This window comes from Microbacterium plantarum, assembly GCF_035231185.1.
Classification (GTDB): Bacteria; Actinomycetota; Actinomycetes; order Actinomycetales; family Microbacteriaceae; genus Microbacterium; species Microbacterium plantarum.
The window spans coordinates 1,264,161-1,287,497 of the sequence record NZ_CP141117.1 but is presented as its reverse complement, the minus strand read 5'-3'; the positions used below and the strand labels follow the sequence as shown (position 1 = coordinate 1,287,497).

The window sequence follows — 23,337 nt, the reverse complement described above, 5'->3', positions numbered from 1 at the left end:
AATCAGCGGGATGCACGAGAGGCCGGAGCTGGACGCTCCGGCCTCTCGTGGACTACTGCAGCTCCGTGTCTCAGACGAGCGAGCGCAGCACGTACTGCAGGATGCCGCCGTTGCGGTAGTAGTCGGCCTCACCGGGGGTGTCGATGCGCACGATCGCGTCGAACTCGACCGTCTGCTTGCCCTCGGGCGAGAACTCGCTCGGCTCGGCGACGACCTTCACCGTCTTCGGGGTGACGCCTTCGTTCAGCTGCTCGAGGCCCGTGATCGAGATGATCTCGGTGCCGTCGAGTCCCAGCGACTTCCAGCTCTCGCCGGCGGGGAACTGCAGCGGGACGACGCCCATGCCGATCAGGTTCGAGCGGTGGATGCGCTCGAAGCTCTCGGTGATGACGGCCTTCACGCCGAGGAGGTTGGTGCCCTTCGCCGCCCAGTCGCGCGACGAGCCCGAGCCGTACTCCTTGCCGCCGAAGATGACGAGCGGCGTACCCTGCGCCTGGTAGTTCTGGCTCGCGTCGTAGATGAACGACTGCGGGCCGCCCTCCTGAGTGAAGTCGCGCGTGTAGCCGCCCTCGACGACCTTGCCGTCGTTGACCGCTGCCGTGAGCTCGTTCTTCAGACGGATGTTGGCGAAGGTTCCGCGGATCATGACCTCGTGGTTGCCACGGCGCGAGCCGTAGGAGTTGAAGTCCTTCTGCGCGACGCCGTGCTCGGTGAGGTACTGCGCGGCCGGGGTGCCGGCCTTGATGTTTCCGGCCGGGCTGATGTGGTCGGTGGTGACCGAGTCGCCCAGCGTCGCCATGACGCGCGCACCGGTGATGTCGGCGACCGGGGTCAGCTCCATCTGCATGCCGTCGAAGTACGGCGCCTTGCGGACGTAGGTCGAGTCCTCGTCCCACTCGAACACCGGGCCGGTCGGCGTGGGCAGGTTCTTCCAGCGCTCGTCACCGTCGAACACGGTGGCGTACTGCTTGATGAACTGCTCACGCGAGATCGACGAGTCGATGATCTCCTGGACCTCATCGGGAGCGGGCCAGATGTCCTTGAGGAAGACGTCGTTGCCGTCCGAGTCCTTGCCGAGCGCATCGGTCTCGAAGTCGAAGTTCATCGACCCGGCCAGGGCGTACGCGACGACCAGCGGCGGCGAGGCCAGGTAGTTCATCTTGACGTCGGGGCTGATGCGGCCTTCGAAGTTGCGGTTGCCCGAGAGCACCGCGGTGACCGCGAGGTCGTTCTCGTTGATCGCGGCCGAGACCTCTTCGATCAGCGGGCCGGAGTTTCCGATGCAGATCGTGCAGCCGTAGCCGACGGTGTAGAAGCCGAGGTTCTCGAGGTCCTTGTCGAGGCCGGACTTCTCGTAGTAGTCGGTGACGACCTTCGAGCCGGGGCCGAGCGTCGTCTTGACCCACGGCTTGCGCGTGAGGCCGCGCTCCGAGGCCTTGCGGGCCAGCAGACCTGCGGCGATCATGACCGACGGGTTCGACGTGTTGGTGCACGACGTGATGGCCGCGAGCGTCACTGCGCCGTTGTCGAGCATGTAGCTCTCGCCCGACGGCTGCGTGACCTTCACCGGGTTGGATGCCGCATGGCGTGCGCCGCTCGAGAGCAGACCCGCGTGCGCGTGGTCGTGCTGGTGCGAGACGGTGTCGTCGGAGTGGGTCTCGTGCTCGACGCCCGGGGCGTTGCCCGGGTCCGACGCCGGGAAGGTGCCCTCGACCTCGACGGCCTCGTCGGCGGCCGTCGCGTAGTTGAGGATGTCCTTCGCGAACTGCTCCTTCGACTCCGACAGGAGGATGCGGTCCTGCGGGCGCTTCGGGCCGGCGATCGACGGGACGACCGTCGAGAGGTCGAGCTCCATGTACTCGCTGTAGCTCGGCTCGTTCGCGGGGTCGTGCCAGAGCGACTGCTCCTTCGCGTACGCCTCGACGAGGGCGACGGTCTGCTCGTCGCGGCCGGTCAGGCGCAGGTAGTCGAGCGTGACGTCGTCGATGGGGAACATCGCGGCGGTCGACCCGAACTCGGGGCTCATGTTGCCGATCGTGGCGCGGTTCGCGAGCGGGACGGACCCGACGCCGGCGCCGTAGAACTCGACGAACTTGCCGACCACGCCGTGCTTGCGCAGCATGTCGGTGATCGTCAGCACGACGTCGGTCGCGGTGACGCCCGCGGGGATCTCGCCGGTGAGCTTGAAGCCCACGACGCGCGGGATGAGCATCGACACGGGCTGACCCAGCATCGCGGCCTCGGCCTCGATGCCGCCGACACCCCAACCCAGGACACCGAGGCCGTTGACCATCGTGGTGTGCGAGTCGGTGCCGACACAGGTGTCGGGGTACGCACGGAGCACACCGTCGACGTTGCGGTCGTAGATGACCTTCGCGAGGTGCTCGATGTTCACCTGGTGGACGATGCCGGTGCCCGGGGGGACGACCTTGAAGTCGTCGAACGCGCCCTGACCCCAACGGAGGAACTGGTAACGCTCGCCGTTGCGCTCGTACTCGATCTCGACGTTGCGCTCGAGGGCGTTCTCGCTGCCGAAGAGATCGGCGATGACCGAGTGGTCGATGACCATCTCGGCGGGCGAGAGCGGGTTGATGCGGTTGGGGTCACCGCCGAGCGCGGTCACCGCCTCGCGCATCGTGGCGAGATCGACGATGCAGGGCACGCCCGTGAAGTCCTGCATCACGACGCGGGCCGGGGTGAACTGGATCTCGGTGTCGGGCTCTGCCGACGCGTCCCACGAACCCAGCGCGCGGATCTGCTCCTGCGTCACGTTCGCGCCGTCCTCGGTGCGCAGGAGGTTCTCGAGCAGCACCTTGAGGCTGAAGGGAAGACGGTCGTAACCCTCGACCGTGTCGATCCGGAAGATCTCGTAGTCGGTGCTGCCGACCGTCAGGGTGCTCTTGGCTCCGAAGCTGTCAACAGTGGACACGTCTGCTCTCCTTCATCGGCGGGCCGCGCGCTCGCGCGCACTGTCCCATCATCCCCTCGCCGCACCGGTCGATCTAGTGAGGCGACCCTTAGTCGGATCGGGGGAAATTTATCTTGACGTCAAGATAAATGTATCACTCGGCGGGCCGCTTATAGAGCGCCCGCACGGCGAGCCAGGTGACGGCCGCGAGCGGGGCGAACAGCGGCAGGCCCATGACGAGCTTCAGGGTTCCGAGGGCGGCGACTTCGTCGGCGAAGTACAGCGGCAGTTGCACGGCGAGCCTGAGGTAGAAGAGCCCCGCCCAGGCGATCGCGAGCCAGAAGTAGACGCGGCGCTTGCGCTTGTCACGCCTCCAGGCGACGCCCTCGTTCATGAGGAATCCGGCGGCGAGTCCGATGAGCGACCATCCGATGAGGGCCGAGACCAGGAAGGCGGTCCCGTAAGCCGCATTGGTGATCAGACCCGGGATGAAGTTGTCCTGCCCCCGCCCCGTCCACAGCGCCAGCCCCGCGGCCGCAGCGGTCGCGATGAGACCTCCGAATGCGGCTCCTGCCGGGCCGCGCTGGATGAGGCGCAGCAGCGTGAACACCGCGGCGACACCGACCGACAGCCCGAGCGACAGCCAGAGATTCGCCTCACGGGTCTGCGGGTCCGTCGTGAGCGTGAACACGACGATGAAGACCAAGCCGGGGAGGACGGCCTCGACGATGCCGCGGAAACCGCCCATCGCGCGCCAAACGACGCCCCCGGTCGAAGCCTCGGTGTCGGGATCGAAACCGGCCTTGCGCGCAGCCTCGCCGAGCGCGGCTCCGAGAACGCCCGAGGTCGAGGCCACCGGTTCGGGCGGGGTCAGATCGGCGGGACGCTCGGTCGCGGCCTCGCGCCCTTCGTCAGCGCTCACGCCGAGCCGGGGGTCGCCGGCATCTTGAGCGGGATGAGGTCGCGCGGCGGCATCGGCGATCCGCCGCGGACGACCACGAGCGACCGGAAGAGATCCTCGACCTGCGCAGCGGCGTCGACGTCATTGGTCGCCGCACCGCCGATGACGCCTCGGAGGAACCACCGCGGCCCGTCGACGCCCACGAAACGCGCGAGACGCTTTCCGCTGCCCTCCGCCCCGGCCATCACGGGGACCTCGGCGAGCAGCTCCGGGCCGAGCGGGCCTTCGCGCTCCTCGACGCGACCGCCCTGCTGGCGCACCTGCTGGCGGATCTGCTCGCGCGTCTCCTCCCAGAGCCCCGTCGAACGGGGCGCTGCGAACGGCTGGACCTGAAGCGTCGAACCGGCGTAGTCGAGACCGACCGCGACGATGCGCTTCGTCTGTTCCTCGACCTCGAGACGCAGGTTCAGCCCCTCGCGCGGAAGCACCTTGATGCCGCCCAGATCGATGTACGGACGAACCGGGTTGGCCTCGGACTCGTCGAAGGGGCCTGCCGTGGCCCGGTCGGCGGGTGCCGACTTCGCGTCGTCGCTCATGCGGGTACTCCTGTCTGCTGCTGATAGCCGGTCGAGCCGAAACCGCCCTCACCGCGAACGCTCTCGGGCAGGGTGTCGACGGGGATGAAGCGGGCCCGGGTGACGGGCATGACGATCAGTTGGGCGATGCGGTCGCCGGGCGCGATGTCGTACGGCTCGGCGGTGTCGGTGTTCAGGAGCGTGACCTTGATCTCTCCGCGGTACCCGGCGTCGACCGTTCCCGGCGAGTTGACCACGGTGATCCCGTGCTTCGCCGCGAGCCCGCTGCGCGGCACGACGAAGGCGGCGAAGCCGTCCGGCAGGGCGATTCGGACACCGGTCCCCACGAGTGCGCGCTGCCCGGGCTCGAGACGCAGCTGCTCGACGGACACGAGATCTGCTCCGGCATCTCCGGGATGGGCGTAAACGGGAACGTCGGCGGCGATAATGGGGACGTCCACGGATTCGGTCACCCCACGAGGCTAATGCACAGTTCCGCCCCCGCCACCTCGCCCGCCACAAGCTACCGCGAGCGCTTGAGCCCATCCCTGTGGGCTCTGGTGAGCGCCGCCGTCTGCGGGCCGATGGTCGCTCTCGTGCTCGCCCCGCTCGACTCGGTGGTCGGGCTCATCGCCGGCATCGCCGTGGGAGCCCTCGTCGTGGCAGGACTCATCGCCCTCTCACCGGTGATCGAAGTCACCGGCGAGCGGCTCCGAGTCGGGCGCGCGAGCATCGAGCTCACCTACCTCGGCGAGATCGAGACGTTCACCGGCGACGCCGCGCGGCAGGCACGCGGGCCCGGCCTGTCGTCGAGTTCCTGGCACCTTCTGCGTGGCGGCATCGACGGAGTCGTACGGATCGCGATCGAAGACGACGACGATCCGGTCACCCACTGGGTGTTCTCCTCGCGGACGCCCGCCCGCGTCGCCGCGGTGATCGAGAGCGCCCGCGCGACCGCCGCCCCGGCCGGCCCCGACGCGTAACGCCGCCCGGTAAAAGACAGACCCCCGACGCCGGAGCGTCGAGGGTCAGCGAAGGTCGTGCGATCAGGCCGCGCACTCGGTGCAGATGGCGCCGACCTTGGTCTCGTGATCGATCTGGGTGCGGTGCTTCACGAGGAAGCACTCCATGCACGTGAACTCATCCTCCTGCGGGGGCAGGACGACGACATCGAGTTCGAGGTCCGAGAGGTCGGCCCCGGGCAGCTCGAAGCCCGACGGGTTGTCGGCGTCCTCGTTGTCGATCGAGCCCGACGACTTGTCGGGCACGCGCTCCTTCAGGGCCTCGATCGACTCGCTGTCGTCCTCGGTCTTGCGGGGTGCGTCGTAATCCGTAGCCATGTCGAAAGGCCTCTACTTCCAGGTGTTGCCGGTTGCCGCGCCGAGTGGGGCGGCGATAGTTTGCATGACCGGCGCGATTTTCGCAAAACGTCGCGGAAGATCCTTCCGGGAACGGATGCGCACGACCGGTTCGCCCCCCGAAACCGGCGGCGCGCCCCGGATATTCCCGCGGTGCCCGGATGCCTGTGACACCATGACGGCACACGTATCGCTGGGAGGGTTCTGCGCATGGAACAGCTCAAGGTCATCGGGACCGAGGAGGGCATCCTCGTCCTCGCCACCGAGTCCGGGGAGCGCTTCGCGTTGCCGGTGAACGAGACGCTGCGCGCCCAGCTGCGCCGCGCCCGGCCGACGGACGAACCGCGGGCTCCTCGCCCCAGCCCCCGCGAGATCCAATCGCACATCCGCTCCGGGATGAGCGCCGCGGACGTCGCCACCCTCCTCGGAGTCCGGGTCGAGGACGTCGCGCGTTACGAGCGCCCGATCATCGCCGAACGCGAGCACATCGTCGGGCAAGCGCTCGCCGTGCCCGTCCTCATCGCAGGCGAGCTGGAGCCCGATGCGCAGCCGACCTTCGGAACGGCGGTTCGAACCAAGCTCAGCGAGGCAGGCGCGACCGGCGAGCGGTGGAGCAGCTGGCGCGAACCCGACGGCTGGATCGTGAAGGTCGAGTTCACGGTCGGCGAGGTGGAGCACGACGCACGGTGGTCGTTCGACCCGCGGCGCTCGTCGCTGGCACCGCTGAACTCGGATGCGACGCAGCTGTCGCGGCAGGGGTCGCTGCCGGAAGGTCTGATCCCCCGTCTCCGTGCCCTCGACACGCCACAGGCCAAGGACGAGTCCCGGTTCGACAGCGGCGCCTTCGGGCCGCGGCATCCCGCCGCCGCCGCCGCCGCTGACGCTGACGCGGTCGCGTCGAACTCGCTGCGCAGCACGAACGCGAAGGACGCGGCGATCAAGCGAGCGCCCGAGCCGGTCGTGACCTCGTCGGAGACCGCCGATCTGCTCGAAGCGCTCCGGCGTCGCCGAGGCCAGCGTGAGCCGATGCCCGGCGAGGACCGCGGTGCCGACACGCGTGAACGCACTCCGGTCGCCCTCTTCGATGCCCTGGAGGCCGGTCAGCGCGAGCCAGCCGAGCCTGCGCCGTCCGAACCCGAGACGCCGAAGACCGAGCCCGCGAGCGAGGATTCCGCGCCCGAGACTCGCCGTCGCGGTGGCCGCACGTCGATGCCCTCGTGGGACGAGATCGTCTTCGGCGCTCGCAGCGAGGACGCCTGACCGCTCAGGCGAACGCGCCGAGACGGACGAGCGGAACGATCCGCTCCTGATCCGTCAGAGATCCGTGCTGGCCGACCATGCGCTGCGGTTTCTTGTCGGCGAGACGATCGTCGTAGTAGGCCACCGCTGAGCGCGCGGCGACCAGCACGTCGCCGATCCGCGGTACGACCTCGGGATGCACCGGTCCGAACAGCCCGGCGTCGATCGCCTCCTCGCGCGTCACGACCCAGGAGCGATCCGACTCCGCGTCGCGCCAGCGCGAAGCGACGCGTTCGGCCGCGCCGTCGGACGCATAGAGGTGCAGCATCCGCGGCTCGCCGCCGATGACTTCGACCTCGTCGAGGAGCGGGTCCCCCTCTCGGAGCAGCACATGCCGGTGCGCGGGAACGTCGATCATGCCGTGGTCGGCCGTCAGCACCGCGCCGATCCCGGGTGCCAGTTGACGGTCCCAGCGCCGCAGCTCGGCGTCGAGCGACTCCAGCTCGGCCGACCACCGGTCGCTCTCCCAGCCCTGCGCGTGCCCGATGACGTCGAGCTCGGGAATGTAGACGTAGACGAGGGACCCGTCATGAGTGCCCGCGAGGGCCTCAGCCATCGCGAGACGCTCGCCGATCCCCGAGGCCGCGACGAACTCGGCCCCGCGCACCGTAGCCGTCGTGAACCCCGTGCCGGCGTACTGCGCCCGGCTCACGACGAAACAGCGTCTTCCCCCGGCGACCTCGCGCTCGAAGACCGGCTGCGAGCGCTGCCACGAGAGCGGATCGAGCCCGTCTTGCTCCCACCCCGTCAGCTGATTGGGAGCGGATGCGGTGCCCGGCACGCGGACGCGATAGCCGACGATGCCGTGCTCACCCGGAAGCACGCCGGTGAAGAGGCTGCTCAGGGCGGCGGCGGTCGTCGCCGGGAACACCGTGCGAGCGGCATCCCGCTTGGCCATCCGCTCGGAGAGGAACCGGGCGTAAGCGGCCCGCTGAGCGAGGTTGCCGCGCCCCAGCCCGTCGGCGACGATGACGATCGCCGATCGCGCCGGAGCGAACCAGTCGGATCGACCCGAGACGGAGGCGATCAGCTGCGGCAGCACACCGGTGAGGCTCCGGGCCGTGGGCGGGTCGATCGGTAGGCTGGAGGGCATCGCGGACAGTCTCGCACACCCGGCATCCGCACTCCCATCCCCGATCGAGGTCCGTACAGCTCCATGGCCGCATCCCGCACCGCTTCACCCGTCCCCGACCAGCCGGAGCGCATCGAGGACGTCGACGTCTCGGCGGAGATGCAGGGTTCGTTCCTCGAGTACGCGTATTCGGTCATCTACTCCCGCGCGCTTCCCGACGCGCGTGACGGCCTCAAGCCCGTGCAGCGGCGCATCCTGTTCCAGATGGCCGACATGGGCCTCCGTCCTGACAAGGGGCACGTCAAGAGCGCCCGTGTCGTGGGCGAAGTCATGGGAAAGCTGCACCCGCACGGCGACTCCGCGATCTACGACGCGCTCGTCCGTCTCGCACAGGACTTCGCTCTGCGCGTGCCCCTGGTCGACGGACACGGCAACTTCGGCTCGCTCGACGACGGGCCTGCGGCAGCGCGGTACACCGAGGCCCGGCTGGCGCCCTCCGCGCTCGCCCTGACCGAGAACCTCGACGAGGACGTCGTCGACTTCGTCCCGAACTACGACGGACAGTTCCAGCAGCCGGCTGTCCTTCCCGCCGCGTACCCGAACCTGCTCGTCAACGGAACGACGGGCATCGCCGTCGGTATGGCGACGAACATGGCGCCGCACAACCTCATCGAGGTCGTGGCGGCAGCCGTGCACCTGCTCGAGAACCCCGACGCGACGCTCGACGAGCTCATGGAGTTCGTGCCGGGCCCCGACCTGCCCGGCGGCGGCGTGATCGTCGGACTCGACGGCATCAAGGACGCCTACACCAACGGGCGCGGCACCTTCCGCACCCGCGCGAAGGTGTCGGTCGAGTCGCTCGGGCCACGACGCACCGGTCTCGTCGTGACCGAGCTGCCGTACATGGTCGGCCCCGAGCGGATCATCGAGAAGATCAAGGACGCCGTCAACGCCAAAAAGCTGACCGGTATCTCGGATGTCCAGGACTTCACCGACCGCAACCACGGGTTGCGCCTCGTCATCACGATCAAGACGGGCTTCGACCCGAACGCGGTGCTCGAGCAGCTCTACCGGCTGACCCCGCTCGAGGACTCGTTCGGCATCAACAACGTCGCGCTGGTGGAGGGACAGCCCCAGACGCTCGGACTCAAAGAGCTGCTGCGCGTCTACCTCGACCACCGCATCGAGGTCGTCACACGGCGCAGCCGGTACCGCTTGGCCAGGGAGCAGGAGCGCCTGCACCTCGTCGAGGGCCTGCTCATCGCGATCCTCGACATCGACGAGGTCATCCAGGTCATCCGCGCGTCCGATGACGGGGAGCAGGCGAGGACGCGACTGATCGACGTCTTCGATCTCTCGCAGCCGCAGGCCGAGTACATCCTCGAACTACGTCTACGCCGCCTGACGAAGTTCTCCCGCATCGAGCTGGAGACCGAGCGCGACCAGTTGAAGGCCGAGATCGCGCACCTCGAGGAGCTCCTCGCGAGTGACGTGCTGCTCCGAGCCCAGGTGGCCCGCGAGCTCGAGGCGGCCGCCGAGACGTACGGCACGCCGCGTCGCACGCTGCTGCTCAACGGCGGACCCGTGACCGCACGCTCGGGCAAGAAGGCCGGCGTCGACCTGCAGATCGCCGACGCGCCCTGCCGCGTGTTCCTGTCGGCGACCGGCCGCATGGTCCGCGCAGAGCTCGGCGAAGATCTGCTCAGCAGCGGCATCGTCCCGCCTGCGCGGCGGAGCAAGCACGACGCCATCCGATCGGCCGTCGACGCGACGGTCCGGGGCGACCTCGGCGCCGTCACCAGCACGGGGCGCCTCGTCCGCTTCTCGCCCGTCGATCTGCCCTCGGTTCCCGGCAACAGCGTTCAGCTCGCGGCAGGCTCGAAGGCCGACCAGTACCTCGGGCTCGGCCCGAACGAGCACGTCGTGGCCATCGTGCCGTTGACCGGCGAACCGCCGATCGCGCTCGGCACGGCTCAGGGCGTGGTCAAGCGTGTCGCGGCCACCGAGCTCGCGCCGGGGAAGCCCGACGCCGAGATCATCTCGCTCAAGCCCGGTGATCGCGTCGTCGGCGCCGCGCCCGCCCCCGACGGTACCGAGCTGGTCTTCGTCACCTCCGACGCCCAGCTGCTGCGCTTCGACGCGGCTGCGGTGCGGCCGCAGGGTCGAGCCGCCGGCGGCATGGCGGGCGTCCGCGTCGCAGACGGCGAGCGAGTCATCGCGTTCACCGCCGTGACCGCGTCCGAGAACACCGTAGTCGTCACGATCGCTGGGTCGACGCAGTCGCTCGCCGGTGCTGACGCCGGCAGCGGCAAGGTGTCGGCATTCTCCGAGTTCCCGGCGAAGGGCCGCGCGACCGGCGGCGTCCGTGCGCAGCGCTTCCTGCGCGGCGAAGACACGCTGACCCTGGCCTGGGTGGGCGACTCCCCCCGCGCGGTCGGTCCTGACGGTGCGACCCGCGCTCTGCCCGAGGCAGGAGCCAAGCGCGACGCGTCAGGCCAGCCTCTGGATGGCGTGATCGGGGCGGTCGGCACCGTCGTCGCCTGAGCCGCCGGCCCCCGAACCTCGGAGAATGACGTCGACCTCGGACCCCTAGCCGAGATCCCTCCGAGGCTCGCGTCGTCCTCCGAGCTTCGTGCGCGCAGCCGCGGCGTGGGTCAGGCGTCGATGGCCTCGCGCGAGAGGCGGTCGCTCGAGGTGACGATGAAGTCGCGGCGCGGCGCGACCTCGTTGCCCATGAGCAGCTCGAAGACGGCGTTGGCCGCATCGGCGTCCTCGACACGGACACGGCGGAGCGTACGGCCGGCGCGATCCATCGTGGTCGTCGCGAGCTGATCGGCATCCATCTCGCCGAGACCCTTGTAGCGCTGCACGGGCTCCTGCCATTTCCGCCCGGACTTGCGGAGCTTCGTGAGCAGCCCGTGGAGTTCGGCCTCGGAGTATGTGTAGATCGTCTCGTTCGGCTTCGACCCCGGGTTGACGACGACCACGCGGTGCAGCGGCGGAACCGCAGCGAACACGCGACCCTCCTCGATGAGCGGTCGCATGTACCGGAAGAAGAGCGTGAGCAGCAGGGTACGGATGTGTGCGCCGTCGACGTCGGCGTCGCTCATCAGGATGACCTTGCCGTAGCGAGCCGCGCTCAGGTCGAACGAGCGTCCCGACCCCGCGCCGATCACCTGGATGATGGCGGCGCATTCGGCATTGGAGAGCATATCGCTGACCGACGCCTTCTGCACGTTGAGGATCTTCCCGCGAATGGGGAGCAGCGCCTGATACTCGCTGTTGCGGGCGTGCTTGGCGGTGCCGAGCGCCGAGTCACCCTCGACGATGAACAGCTCGGACTCGGCCACGTCGTTGCTGCGGCAGTCCGCGAGCTTCGCCGGCAGCGACGAGGACTCGAGAGCGGTCTTGCGCCGCTGCGTCTCCTTGTGGGTGCGCGCCGAGATGCGCGCCTTCATCTCGGAGACGACCTTCTCGAGCAGCTGCCCGGTCTGCGCTTTGTCGTCGCGTCTGGTGGATGAGAACAGCGCACCCAGTTCACGGTTGACGACGGATGCCACGATCTGCCGCACCGCCGGTGTTCCGAGGATCTCCTTGGTCTGGCCCTCGAACTGGGGCTCGGGCAGACGGACCGTCAGGACCGCGGTGAGCCCGGCCAGGATGTCGTCCTTCTCCAGCTTGTCGTTGCCGACCTTCAGGCGCCGAGCGTTCTGCTCGACCTGGCTGCGGATGATCTTCATCAGACCCTGCTCGAAGCCCTGCTGGTGGGTTCCGCCCTTCGGAGTCGCGATGATGTTCACGAACGACCGGGTGACGGTCTCGTAGCTCGTGCCCCACCGCAGCGCGATGTCGACCTCGCACGATCGCTCGACCTCGGTCGGGACCATCGCACCGTTGGCCTGGAGCACGGGCACGGTCTCGGTGAAGTTTCCCGAGCCTGTCAGCCGCCAGGTGTCGGTGATGGGGGCATCGGGAGCGAGGAACTCGGCGAACTCGGAGATGCCGCCGTCGAAGCGATAGCTCGTCTCGACCCGCTCCTCGCCGCGCTCGTCGACGATGACGATCTCGAGGCCCGGGACGAGGAAGGCGGTCTGCCGTGCCCGCTGCACAAGCTCTTCGAGATGGAAGGCGGCATCCTTCGTGAAGATCTGACGGTCGGCCCAGTAGCGGATGCGGGTACCGGTCGTGCCCCGGGGCGCCTTGCCGACCACACGCAGCTCGGACGAGCGCTCGAACGGGGTGAACTCCGAGTCGGGCGTATCGCCCGCGAAGAGCCCCGGCTCGCCGCGATGGAACGACATCGCGTAGGTCTTGCCCGCGCGGTCGACCTCGACGTCGAGGCGCTCCGACAGGGCGTTGACGACCGATGCGCCGACACCGTGGAGACCGCCCGACGCCGCGTACGAGCCGCCACCGAACTTGCCGCCGGCATGCAGCTTGGTGAAGACGACCTCGACACCGGTCAGGCCGGTGCGGGGCTCGACGTCGACGGGGATGCCGCGGGCGCGGTCACGCACCTCGACGCTGCCGTCGGCATGGAGCACGATGTCGATGCGCGAGCCGTATCCGCCCAGGGCCTCGTCGACGGAGTTGTCGATGATCTCCCAGAGGCAGTGCATGAGGCCGCGGGAGTCGGTCGAGCCGATGTACATGCCGGGGCGTTTGCGGACGGCCTCGAGCCCTTCGAGCACCTGGAGGTGGTGGGCGGAATACTCAGCAGTCACGATCTCCAAGCGTATCCGCGGGCGCCGACACGCTGGGGAGGACACACGAGGTCACGGCGGTCCCGGTCCGGTCTGTGCGCGGTGAGCGTACGCGCAGAGCGAAATGCACGTCAAATGGGGCATACCCCCGGCTGGTCGTGGTTGTATCGAAGGCACTCAGTTGCACGACCCGATCGACCGAGGAGGCACCCATCATGACCACGAACACTTCCGAGAGCACCGCCGTCCTCGAACACCGCCTGACTGCGGCAGATCGCTGTGACTCGTGCGGCGCACAGGCTTACATCGCCGCCGAGGTGAACGGCAGCGAGCTCCTCTTCTGCGCGCACCACGGCCGCAAGTACGAAGAGAAGCTCCGCGCCGTCGCCACCAGCTGGCACGACGAGACCTCGCGCCTCGTCGCAGCCGGCTGAGGACGGCCTCACGACGAAAGCCCCGAGCATCGCGCTCGGGGCTTTCGCGTACCGGGAACCTACCGGGAACCGCGGCCCAGTTCCGGTCGTCAGGTCAGAACCCGACGGCCGCCTGGTACACGGGAAGCAGGCCGGTGCGCACGCCCGAGGCCGACGGCTTGGGCTGGAACACGCTCGAGTTGTGATTGCCCTCGATGACGACCGGACCGTTCGGCGTGATCGCCAGGTCCCACCCGACATAAGGCGCCTCCGGCGTCCGGCGAGCCAGCTGTTCGGTCAGCGCGAGCACCTGGTCGAACAACGGAACGGTGAAGCCGACGATCGGGGTGCCGGTCACGGGGTGCTCGCGGTAGACGTTCGAGTTCTTGTCCACGCCCGGGTAGAGCGCGACGCCGTGCTCGTCGAGCATCGTGAACATCCCGCCCGAGGCGAAGTTGTCGATGACGTCGCCGTTGCCGATCCGCAGCACACCGGCGAGGAGGCGCACGTCGCCCTCCGGGGCGAGGAACGTGATCATCCGTACCGTGTTGACGCTGTCGGGGTAGAGCGAGGCCATCTCGGGATGCTGCACGATGAACTCGTCGACGATCGACTGCCCGGCGGCGGTGGCCTCGGCGCGGAAGGCCGCAGCATCCGTCACGTTCTCGTGCAGGGTGATCCCGCCGCCGCCGTGTCCGTCGAGCGGCTTCGCCAGAACCTTCGGGTGGCGGCCGAGGAACGCACCGAGTTCCGCGTCGTCGACATCGCGCAGGTCGAGCGTCTCGCGGCCGAGCAGGTCGGCGTACTCGCGAGCGAACCGGCGCTTGTCCTCCAGCTTCGCGCGCCCCTCGGGCGTGTTGTGCATGCGGGTGATCCGGAACGACTTCGGGTGCGTCATCCAGGTGGCGCGCTCGCGCGCGTTCAGCAGACGGATGTCCCAGACCGCGTAATCGCGGAATCCCATGTCGTACTTGACCGAGCACCAGAGCATGTCGGCGATGATCAGCGGCAGCGGTGCCTTCGACACCTTCTGCACCTGGCGCCCGAACTCGACGAGGTTGCCGACCCGGACGTTGCGGGCACGGTCGAGGAGGTAGCCCAGCCGTACGCGTGATCGACCCATTGCTCGTTCTCTCCGTGTTTCTCGGTGTTCCGGTGGCGGATCCAGCGGACCTCAGAAGCGCATGGCGGCGCGGTAGCGCGGCAGCAGCCCGCGCCGGATGCCCGACACCGACGGCTTCGACTGGAACACACCCGTGTTGTGATTGCCCTCGATGACGACGGGCCGCTCGGGCGTGATCGCGATGTCCCAGCCGATGTACGGCATCTCGGGAACCCGTCGGGCGAGCCGATCGACGAGCTCGAGCACCTGCGGGAAGAGCGGAACCTGATAGCCCGTGATCGGGACTCCGGTGATCGGGTGCGTCTCGAACGGGCGGCCTTCTTCATCGCTCGCGGCGTGGAGGGCGCGGCCCTCGTCGTCGAGCATCGTGTACATGCCACCGTTGGAGAAGTTGTCGATCACTCCCCCATTGCCCACCTTCAGCACCGAGGCGAGGACGTGAACCACATCGTCGGGGTCTCGATAGGTCACCACGCGGAGCGAGTTGACGCTGCCGGGATAGAGCCGCGCCATCTCCGGATGCTGCACCAGGACCTCTTCGACGAGCGTCTCACCCGACGCCAGAAGCTCCTCGCGAAGCGCGGCGACGTCATCGATCGAGGCGACCTCGCGCATCGTGATGCCGTTGCCGCCGACTCCCCCGGGGTTCTTGGTGATGACGCGGTCGCGACCGTCGAGGAAAGCGGCGAGGGCCGCCGCGTCGGAGGTGGTGACATCGAGCCACGCCCGTCCGAGCTCGTCACCGAACCGCTGGGCGAACTGGAGCTTGTCGTCGAAGACGCCGCGCACCGAGTTGTCGTTGAGACGCCGCGACAGGTGGAACGACTTCGGGTCGGTCATGTACGTCCGGCGCTCACGCGCCTTCAGGATCCGGAAATCCCACTCCGAATAGTTCTCGAAGGTCGTCTCGTAGCGAACGGCGCACCACGCCATGTCGGCGGCGACCCACCACACCGGCGCCTTCGAGAGCGCAGCGGACTGGCGGGCGAACTGGAGCACCCGCTCGCGGTCGAACGATGAGACGCGACGGACGAAGAAACGCGCACGCCGGTAGAGTCGGTTCACCGCTCCCACGTCAGACCTCGCGGATGACGCCGAGCGGCGTCGACTCGTGGCCCTGACCGAGCGGGTTGTCGCGGAGGATCCGCACGAGCCGCTGCTCTCCGGCCTTATCGAGCGTCGAGCCGAGGATGTTGCCGCCGATGTCGTTGATGTCGACCACCGCGACCTCGGCGACGCCGCCCAGCTGCGACTTGATCCGCGCGGCGACACCCTTCGGGTCGGTAGGCCCGAGGACGACCGCCTTGTTGTAGGGCGGGATGGTTCCGGACGTGGGCCCGTCGATGGCGCGCGCCTTGTCTCCGGCCACGCGGTAGAAGTCGCCCCGGCGGCCGAAGACCTTCGTGACGGCGCTGACGGCGGCGGCGAAGAGGATGCGCGGCGTGCCGCACTCGCGGAGTGCCATCTCCATCGTCTCGGGCATGCCGAGGCCGATGCCGTACGGGGTGCGCGTGACGTACTTCGACAGGAATCGGGCGAGCGGGCGCACCTCGATCTCGTCGAGCGTGTAGGAACGACCCTGCGTGATCGCCACGATCTTCTCGGTGACGAAGAGCAGGTCTCCCGGCTGGACGGTGGACGCGGCGTACTCCGAGATGACGGCCTCGAGATCGTCGCCCGGCATCACCACACGGGTGCGGATCGGGATCCGCGCGTAGGACGTGCCGTCGACGACGACCTCGAGAGCCTTGCCCTCGTTGGCGGCGCCGGTCACTCGAGGTAGTCCCGGAGCGACTGCGAACGCGACGGGTGGCGCAGCTTCGCCATCGTCTTCGACTCGATCTGACGGATGCGCTCGCGAGTCACACCGAACGTGTCGCCGATCTGGTCGAGCGTCTTCGGCTGGCCGTCGCCGAGGCCGAAGCGCATGCGGATGACGCCGGCCTCGCGCTCGCTGAGCGAGTCGAGGAGCGACTCGAGCTGACGCTGCAGCATGGTGAAGCCGACCGCGTCGGCCGGGACGACCGCCTCGGTGTCCTCGATGAGGTCACCGAACTCGCTGTCGCCGTCTTCACCGAGGGGTGTGTGCAGCGAGATCGGCTCACGACCGTACTTCTGCACCTCGATGACCTTCTCGGGGGTCATGTCGAGTTCACGGCTCAGCTCTTCGGGCGTGGGCTCGCGTCCGAGGTCCTGCAGCATCTGACGCTGCACGCGGGCGAGCTTGTTGATGACCTCGACCATGTGCACCGGGATGCGGATCGTACGGGCCTGGTCTGCCATGGCGCGCGTGATCGCCTGACGGATCCACCATGTCGCATAGGTCGAGAACTTGAAGCCCTTCGTGTAGTCGAACTTCTCGACGGCACGGATGAGACCGAGGTTGCCCTCCTGGATGAGGTCGAGGAACTGCATCCCGCGGCCGGTGTAGCGCTTGGCGAGCGAGACGACCAGACGCAGGTTAGCGCCCAGAAGGTGGCTCTTGGCGCGCTGACCGTCACGTGCGACCCACTGCAGGTCGAGACCGAGCTGGTTCGACTTCTCGGCCGCCGACATGTGGGAGAGCTTCTCTTCGGCGAAGAGTCCGGCTTCGATGCGCATCGCGAGCTCGACCTCTTCGGCCGCGTTCAGCAGCGGGACCTTGCCGATCTGCTTGAGGTAGTCCTTGACCGGGTCCGCCGTCGCGCCGGTGATCTGCGTCGAGTAGACGGGGACGTCCTCCTCGTCGCTCGACGAGATGACGATGGCGCCGGTCGGCAGCGCCTCGGTGACGACGGGCTTCTTCGACTCGTCGTCGTCCTCGTCGTCGTCGGCCTTGGCCGCATCGCCCGCGGGGGCGGCGTCGTCGGTCACGTCGTCGGTGTCGACCTCGACGTCGTCCTCGACGTCCTCGTCGTCCATCTCTTCGTCGTCGGCCTTGGCCTTCGCCTTGGAAGCCTTCGCGGGGGCGGCCTTCTTCGCGGCGGTCTTCTTCGCAGGCGCCTTCTTCGCGGCGCTCTTGGGCGCAGCCTTCGCTGCGGTAGCGGGCGCGTCCTCGACGAGTTCGGTGTCCTCGCTCGCGCGGGTGCGGGTGGTCTTCGTGCCTGACGTCACGGTTAGCCTCTCACCGGTGCGAACGCACCGGGTTCTCGGACACTAGTAAGACCCTTGTCAAGTCCCCCGCCACTCGAACGACGAGGAGCACAGGATCGACAACGGGTCAGGTCCTTCATTGTCTCATATCTCGTGCGCTGTTCCTGCGCAAGCATTCATTCCTATGAGAACGCCGACGGCCTACCGGGCATTCCCACCATCGGAGATGACCAGGGCCGGAGGGGCAAGCTCAGGAGCGACCGCGCTTGTCGTCGTCCCCTGGCGGGCGCGAAGCGAGGAATCGTTCGAGCTCGGCAGCGAGCTCATCCGCACTCGGAAGATCACCCGTATGGATGATGGGCTGTCCGAGCGCCGACCCCGCCATGTACGAGTCGTAGCGTTCCTCGAGCGTGTGCAGCATGGTCGTCAGCTCTTCGCTGCCGGAAACCTGATCAGCGACCTTCTCGAGGTAGTCGCGGTTCTCGTTGCGCAACGTGTCGCTGTCGAAGACGAGCCCGGTCGCGACGCTCAGGCTGTCGAGGCCGGCGATGGCCGCAGCCGGGTACTCGGTCTCACCGAGGTAATGGGGCACGAGCAGGGCGAAGCCCGCGACGCGCGCGTCGGCCTCGGCGAGACGGAGCTCGAGCAGATGGCCCGCCGTGGCGGGGATCTGCGTTCGGGGCTGCCAGACGGAGTGGGCCGCCGTGAGTTCGGAGCGGGTACCGCTGACCGTCGCACCGATGGGTCGCGTGTGCGGCACGGGCATGGGAATCGCGTGCACCCACGTGATCGAGGCGACCTGCATCCCCTCGGCCAGACCCACGACGGTTTCGGCGAACGCCTCCCACGCGAAGTCGGGCTCGTAGCCGGCGAGCAGCACGAACGGCTGGCCGAGCGAGTCGTGCGCGAGAGAGAGCTCCAACCGCGGCGCGCGGTAGTCGGTGAGGTGATCCTCGTCGAAGGTGACGATCGGCCGTCGTGCGCGGTAGTCGAACAGGACGTCGTTGTCGAACGCGACGACCGTCGTGGGGTCGAGCTCGCCACGGAAGTACTCGACGATGCGCGAGACCGCACCGCCGGCATCCGTGAACCCGGTCAGCGCGATGACGAGCGGCAGCCCCGCGGGGACGGGCGGAGACCCGGCGGCACGTGCGTAGAGCGGTCCGGACAGCGGCATGGTTCAACTCTACGAGGCCCATCACACCCCCGAGGCGGCTCACCCCCTCGCTGTCAGCGAACGCCCGCGGCGCGCGAACCTAGGATGGGAGGATGCCGTTCCCCGAGATCGCGCACAGCAGCGCGCCCGTCACCGAATCCGACGCCGACGCTCTCGTCCTCGTTCTGCCACCGCTCGATGAGCAGGCCGACGTCGCCGACTGGCCGGGCATCACCGAGATGCTGACCGCCGTCGGGTTCACCGGCGCGCGAGGATCGGTCCATCGCGTCTTCCTGCCGGCCGTGTCGTCGACCCCCGTGGTCGTCGTCGGATCGGGAACCGATCCCGACGCCGCCGCGCTGCGCGACGCCGTCGGCACGGCAGTTCGCGTCACGACAGGTTTCGCCTCGCTCGCCGTGGCCGCGCCGCTCGCGGCGGCGGATGCGTGGGGCGCTCTCGCGGAGGGTGCCGCCATCGGCGGGTACCGCTTCGCCGGGTACAAGGGCGGCACGCCGAAATCGCGCGCGGAACGGGTCACGATCCACTCGTCGGCTGAGCCGTCCGCCGAGGACGTCGCGGCCGTCAACGCTCTGGGTCGGGCGCTCGCGCTGGTGAAGGACCTGGTCAGCACGCCCGCCGAGTGGCTGTCGCCCGCAGACCTCGCGGAGCGCGCGATCGAGGCCGTCGCGGGGCTCCCCGTCGAGGTCGAAGTCCTCGACGAGAGCGAGCTCGAACGTCAGGGCTTCGGTGGGGTGCTCGGCGTCGGGCAGGGCTCCGACCGCCCGCCCCGCGTCGTTCGCATCGACTACTCCCCCGCGGACGCCGCACGTCACGTGGCACTGGTGGGCAAGGGCATCACCTTCGACACGGGAGGCCTCTCGCTCAAGCCCCCGGCGAGCATGGTCGGCATGAAGTACGACATGGCCGGTGCCGCGACGGTGCTGGCGGTCGTCCAGGCGGCCGCGGCGCTCGCCCTTCCGGTGCGCGTCTCGGCATGGCTCTGCGTCGCCGACAACATGCCCTCGGGGCGCGCGACGCGCCCGGGCGACGTGCTCCGCATGCTCGACGGCACGACCGTCGAGGTTCTGAACACCGACGCCGAGGGGCGCCTCGTCCTCGCCGACGGCATCGTCGCTGCCAGCCGAACGCGGCCGGACGCGATCGTCGACGTCGCGACTCTGACCGGGGCGATCATCGTCGCCCTCGGCAACCGGCACACCGGTGTCATGGGAGACGAGGCCGCCGTCGCCGACTATCTGGCGGCGGCCGAGCGGGCGGGCGAGGACGCATGGCACCTGCCGCTCCCCGCTCACATGGAGGACGAGCTCGACTCGCCGATCGCCGACATGCAGAACGCGAAGATCGGCGACCCCTCGGGCGGCTCCCTCTTCGCGGGCCTCTTCCTCCAGCGCTTCGTCGGGCGTACGGGTGACGATGACGACGCTCCTCGGATCCCCTGGATCCACCTCGACATCGCCGGGTCGGGTACGACGAAGGCCGCCTTCGGCGGCACCGACAAGGGCCCGACCGCGGCGACCGTCCGCTCGCTCGTCGAGTACCTCCGGGGTTCGCAGCGATGACCGATCACAGCGTCGATCTCGTGATCCTCGGCGGTGGCAGCGGCGGTTACGCGACCGCGCTGCGCGCCGCGGAACTCGGCTCATCAGTCATGCTCATCGAGAAGGACAAGCTCGGCGGAACGTGCCTGCACCGCGGCTGCATCCCCACCAAGGCGCTCCTGCACTCCGCAGAGGTCGCCGACAGCATCCGCGGCTCGGAGCACGTCGGCGTGCGCGCCACGCTCGAGGGAATCGACATCGCTGGTGTCCACGCATATCGCGAGGGCATCGTGGCCAAGAAGCACAAAGGCCTCGAGGGCCTGATCGCGGCACGGAAGATCACCGTCGTGCACGGCGAGGGCAGACTCGAGGCGGACGGCGGCGTGACCGTCGGCGACGACCGTTACCGCGGCACGGATGTCGTGCTGGCCACCGGCTCGTACAGCCGATCGCTGCCCGGACTCGAGCTCGACGATCGGATCATCACGAGCGAGGGCGCCCTGGCACTCGGCACGGTGCCGCGGCATGCCATCATCCTCGGCGGCGGCGTCATCGGAGTCGAGTTCGCCAGCATCTGGCGATCCTTCGGCGCCGAGGTGACGATCATCGAGGCTCTCGACCGGCTGCTGCCCGCTGAGGATGCCGCCATGAGCAAGGCCATCGAGCGCGCGTTCCGCAAGCGCGGGATCAGCGCTCGCACCGGAGTGCGCTTCGCCGGCGCCGAGAGCCGAGCGGACGGCGTCCGGGTGTCGCTCGAAGACGGCACCGAGCTCGAGGCCGACGTCCTGCTGGTCGCCGTCGGCCGCGGCCCCGCGACGGCCGGTCTCGGTCTCGAAGAGGCCGGAGTCGAGCTCGATCGCGGCTTCGTCCGCGTCGACGAGCGGCTGCGCACGACGCGCGACCGGGTGTGGGCCGTCGGCGACATCGTCCCGGGCCTGCAGCTCGCTCACCGCAGCTTCCAGCAGGGCATCTTCGTGGCCGAGGAGATCGCGGGCCTGCGCCCGACCGTCGTCCCCGACAGCCTCGTGCCGCGCGTCACTTACAGCAGCCCGGAGGTCGCATCCGTCGGGCTGACGGAGGAGCAGGCCCGTGCCGAGCACGGTGACGCGATCGTGGTGCGCGAGTACAACCTCGCCGGAAACGGCAAGAGCGAGATCCTCGGGACGGCGGGCCTGGTTAAGGTCGTTCGACGACTCGATGGCCCCGTCGTCGGGGTGCACCTCGCCGGCGATCGCGTCGGGGAGCTCATCACCGAGGGCCAGCTCGCGGTGGGCTGGGAAGCCCATCCCGAGGACATCGCACCTTTCATCCACGCCCATCCGACGCAGAGCGAAGCTCTCGGAGAAGCATTCCTGGCGCTGGCGGGCAAACCGCTGCACGCGCTCTGACCGGTCGACCGATGCAGATCAGTAAGCTAGAAGGACATCGGCATTTCTTGAAGGAGACAGATTCATGAGCACTTCCGTGGTCCTCCCCGCGCTCGGAGAGAGCGTCACCGAGGGAACGGTGACCCGCTGGCTCAAGAAGGTCGGTGACACCATCCAGGAAGACGAGGGTCTTCTCGAGATCTCCACCGACAAGGTGGACACCGAGATTCCGTCGCCCGTGAGCGGCGTCATCGAAGAGATCCTCGTGCAGGAGGACGAGACCGTCGAGGTCGGCGCCGTTCTGGCGAAGATCGGTGACGGTTCGGGCGCGCCCGCAAGCGACGCACCGTCCGAGCAGGCTCCGGCTGAGGAGGCTCCCGCTCCCGCGGAGGAGGCTCCTGCCGCCGAAGCACCCGCCGCACCCCAGCAGGCCGCTCCCGCTCCGGCAGCTTCCGGCGACGCGAAGGATGTCGTGCTCCCCGAGCTCGGCGAGAGCGTGACCGAGGGCACCGTCACCCGTTGGCTCAAGCAGATCGGCGACGACGTCGCGGTCGACGAGCCGCTTCTCGAGATCTCCACCGACAAGGTCGACACCGAGATCCCCGCGCCTTTCGCCGGCACGCTCGTCGAGATCCTCGTCCAGGAGGACGAGACCGTCGAGGTCGGCGCGGCACTCGCGCGCATCGGCTCGGGTGCTCCCGCCCCGGCCGCGGAAGCGCCCGCCGCCCCCGAGCCCGCCGCAGCGCCCGAGCCCGCAGCTGAGAAGCCCGCCGCGCCGGCCGAGGCCCCCGCGCAGGAATCGGCGCCCGCTCCGGCTCAGCAGGCCGCTCCCGCTCAGCAGGCCGCTCCCGCTCCGCAGGCCGCTCCCGCGGCTCCGGCGGCTCCGGCCGCTGAAGCAGCGTCCGCCTCCGACAACGACGGCGTCACCTACGTCACGCCGCTCGTGCGTCGCCTCGCCCAGCAGCAGGGCGTCGATCTGTCGTCGATCAAGGGCAGCGGCGTCGGCGGTCGCATCCGCAAGGAAGACGTCCTCAAGGCCGCGGAAGCAGCATCGGCCCAGCCCGCCGCCGCATCCGCGGAGGCTCCCGCCGCCCCCGCGCAGGTCGAGGTCTCGGAGCTGCGCGGAACGCGCGCGCCGATGTCGCGCTTGCGCAAGGTGCTCGCCAAGCGCGCCGTCGAGTCGATGCAGCAGACCGCTCAGCTGACGACCGTCGTCGAGGTGGACGTCACCAAGTTGTCGGCGTTCCGCGACAAGGTGAAGGTCGACTTCAACGAGAAGACCGGCGCCAAGCTGTCGTTCCTGCCTTTCTTCGCCCTCGCTGCAGCCGAGGCGCTGCAGACCTTCCCGATCGTCAACTCGACGGTCGACGGCGAAGAGATCGTCTACCCCGCCACCGAGAACATCTCGATCGCGGTCGACACCGAGCGCGGGCTGCTCACGCCCGTGCTGCGCGACGCAGGCTCGAAGAACCTGGCCCAGATCGCTCAGGACATCGCAGACCTCGCCGCACGCACGCGTGACAACAAGCTGAAGCCCGATGAGCTCGCAGGCGGAACGTTCACCATCACTAACACCGGATCGCGCGGCGCGCTCTTCGACACCCCGGTGGTGTTCCTGCCGCAGTCGGCGATCCTTGGCACCGGCATCGTCTACAAGCGCCCCGGCGTCGTGACTGTGGACGGCAAGGACGCGATCTCGGTGCGCTCGTACGTGTACCTCGCGCTCTCGTACGACCACCGCACCATCGACGGCGCCGACGCAGCTCGATTCCTGAGCGCGATGAAGGCACGCCTCGAGGGCGCCCAGTTCGAGGGGAACCTCGGCTACTGA

General features: G+C 68.9%; 19 protein-coding genes. 7 read left to right on the top strand and 12 right to left on the bottom strand.

All coding sequences use genetic code 11. The features are described from left to right. Nucleotides 1–70: 70 nt before the first annotated feature. The 4 genes from acnA to dut all read right to left on the bottom strand — a co-directional run bounded on the left by acnA (nt 71) and on the right by dut (nt 4,857). On the bottom strand, nt 71–2,929 hold the full coding sequence (gene acnA, locus VC184_RS06120; RefSeq protein WP_274177691.1) for an aconitate hydratase AcnA: 2,859 nt from the start codon (nt 2,927–2,929) through the stop codon (nt 71–73). Between the two features lie 133 nt (nt 2,930–3,062). Next, nucleotides 3,063–3,830, bottom strand: a complete 768-nt coding sequence (locus VC184_RS06115) for a DUF3159 domain-containing protein (RefSeq protein WP_323987546.1) — start codon at nt 3,828–3,830, stop codon at nt 3,063–3,065. After that, on the bottom strand, nt 3,827–4,405 hold the full coding sequence (locus tag VC184_RS06110; RefSeq protein ID WP_112614172.1) for a DUF3710 domain-containing protein: 579 nt from the start codon (nt 4,403–4,405) through the stop codon (nt 3,827–3,829). The genes VC184_RS06115 and VC184_RS06110 overlap by 4 nt, the downstream gene beginning before the upstream one ends. Next, nucleotides 4,402–4,857: a dUTP diphosphatase gene (gene dut / locus VC184_RS06105; RefSeq protein ID WP_181574120.1), complete on the bottom strand. Its 456-nt coding sequence runs from the start codon at nt 4,855–4,857 to the stop codon at nt 4,402–4,404. Before dut ends, VC184_RS06110 begins: the two co-directional genes overlap by 4 nt. 63 nt (nt 4,858–4,920) lie before the next feature. On the opposite strand from dut, the gene VC184_RS06100 reads away from it, so the two are divergent. After that, on the top strand, nt 4,921–5,367 hold the full coding sequence (locus VC184_RS06100; RefSeq protein WP_323987545.1) for a DUF3093 domain-containing protein: 447 nt from the start codon (nt 4,921–4,923) through the stop codon (nt 5,365–5,367). Between the two features lie 63 nt (nt 5,368–5,430). Here VC184_RS06100 and VC184_RS06095 read toward each other — a convergent pair whose 3' ends face one another. After that, a complete protein-coding gene (locus tag VC184_RS06095; protein ID WP_023951316.1) occupies nt 5,431–5,724 on the bottom strand; it encodes a DUF4193 domain-containing protein in 294 nt (97 codons plus the stop codon). A 228-nt stretch (nt 5,725–5,952) separates the two neighbouring features. Between VC184_RS06095 and sepH the strand changes: the two genes are divergently transcribed. Further along, nucleotides 5,953–7,002, top strand: a complete 1,050-nt coding sequence (gene sepH / locus VC184_RS06090) for a septation protein SepH (RefSeq protein WP_323987544.1) — start codon at nt 5,953–5,955, stop codon at nt 7,000–7,002. A gap of 4 nt (nt 7,003–7,006) precedes the next feature. Here the strand turns inward: sepH and VC184_RS06085 are convergent, their stop codons facing one another. Further along, on the bottom strand, nt 7,007–8,134 hold the full coding sequence (locus VC184_RS06085) for an alkaline phosphatase family protein (protein ID WP_323987543.1): 1,128 nt from the start codon (nt 8,132–8,134) through the stop codon (nt 7,007–7,009). A gap of 63 nt (nt 8,135–8,197) precedes the next feature. Here VC184_RS06085 and VC184_RS06080 point away from each other — a divergent pair, with 63 nt between their 5' ends. After that, nucleotides 8,198–10,657 carry a DNA gyrase/topoisomerase IV subunit A gene (locus VC184_RS06080; protein ID WP_323987542.1) on the top strand — a complete coding sequence of 820 codons (2,460 nt, stop codon included), beginning with the start codon at nt 8,198–8,200 and terminating at the stop codon, nt 10,655–10,657. A gap of 110 nt (nt 10,658–10,767) precedes the next feature. Here the strand turns inward: VC184_RS06080 and VC184_RS06075 are convergent, their stop codons facing one another. Further along, nucleotides 10,768–12,837 (bottom strand): DNA gyrase/topoisomerase IV subunit B, encoded by a 2,070-nt coding sequence (locus VC184_RS06075; RefSeq protein ID WP_404568064.1) that lies wholly within the window; start codon nt 12,835–12,837, stop codon nt 10,768–10,770. A gap of 194 nt (nt 12,838–13,031) precedes the next feature. Between VC184_RS06075 and VC184_RS06070 the strand changes: the two genes are divergently transcribed. After that, nucleotides 13,032–13,250 carry a DUF7455 domain-containing protein gene (locus VC184_RS06070; protein ID WP_112614164.1) on the top strand — a complete coding sequence of 73 codons (219 nt, stop codon included), beginning with the start codon at nt 13,032–13,034 and terminating at the stop codon, nt 13,248–13,250. Between the two features lie 94 nt (nt 13,251–13,344). On the opposite strand, the gene VC184_RS06065 is transcribed toward VC184_RS06070, so the two are convergent. From VC184_RS06065 to VC184_RS06045, 5 genes are all read right to left on the bottom strand, one after another. Continuing rightward, entirely contained in the window at nt 13,345–14,352 is a 1,008-nt protein-coding gene (locus VC184_RS06065) for a sugar-transfer associated ATP-grasp domain-containing protein (RefSeq protein ID WP_323987541.1), read from the bottom strand. A 51-nt stretch (nt 14,353–14,403) separates the two neighbouring features. Then, nucleotides 14,404–15,417 (bottom strand): sugar-transfer associated ATP-grasp domain-containing protein, encoded by a 1,014-nt coding sequence (locus tag VC184_RS06060; RefSeq protein WP_323987540.1) that lies wholly within the window; start codon nt 15,415–15,417, stop codon nt 14,404–14,406. 10 nt (nt 15,418–15,427) lie between these two features. Then, complete coding sequence (locus VC184_RS06055) at nt 15,428–16,126, bottom strand: coenzyme F420-0:L-glutamate ligase (RefSeq protein ID WP_323987539.1); 699 nt, start codon at nt 16,124–16,126, stop codon at nt 15,428–15,430. Continuing rightward, nucleotides 16,123–17,445, bottom strand: a complete 1,323-nt coding sequence (locus tag VC184_RS06050) for an RNA polymerase sigma factor (RefSeq protein WP_112614156.1) — start codon at nt 17,443–17,445, stop codon at nt 16,123–16,125. Before VC184_RS06050 ends, VC184_RS06055 begins: the two co-directional genes overlap by 4 nt. 229 nt (nt 17,446–17,674) lie before the next feature. Then, the gene (locus tag VC184_RS06045) at nt 17,675–18,601 is read right to left on the bottom strand and encodes a proteasome assembly chaperone family protein (RefSeq protein WP_112614154.1); all 927 of its coding nucleotides are present in this window, start codon (nt 18,599–18,601) and stop codon (nt 17,675–17,677) included. Nucleotides 18,602–18,693: 92 nt separating this feature from the next. Between VC184_RS06045 and VC184_RS06040 the strand changes: the two genes are divergently transcribed. The 3 genes from VC184_RS06040 to sucB all read left to right on the top strand — a co-directional run bounded on the left by VC184_RS06040 (nt 18,694) and on the right by sucB (nt 23,337). Then, nucleotides 18,694–20,160: a leucyl aminopeptidase gene (locus VC184_RS06040; protein WP_282502412.1), complete on the top strand. Its 1,467-nt coding sequence runs from the start codon at nt 18,694–18,696 to the stop codon at nt 20,158–20,160. Further along, a complete protein-coding gene (gene lpdA, locus VC184_RS06035) occupies nt 20,157–21,527 on the top strand; it encodes a dihydrolipoyl dehydrogenase (RefSeq protein ID WP_282502411.1) in 1,371 nt (456 codons plus the stop codon). Before VC184_RS06040 ends, lpdA begins: the two co-directional genes overlap by 4 nt. A 64-nt stretch (nt 21,528–21,591) precedes the next feature. Continuing rightward, complete coding sequence (gene sucB / locus VC184_RS06030; protein ID WP_323987538.1) at nt 21,592–23,337, top strand: 2-oxoglutarate dehydrogenase, E2 component, dihydrolipoamide succinyltransferase; 1,746 nt, start codon at nt 21,592–21,594, stop codon at nt 23,335–23,337.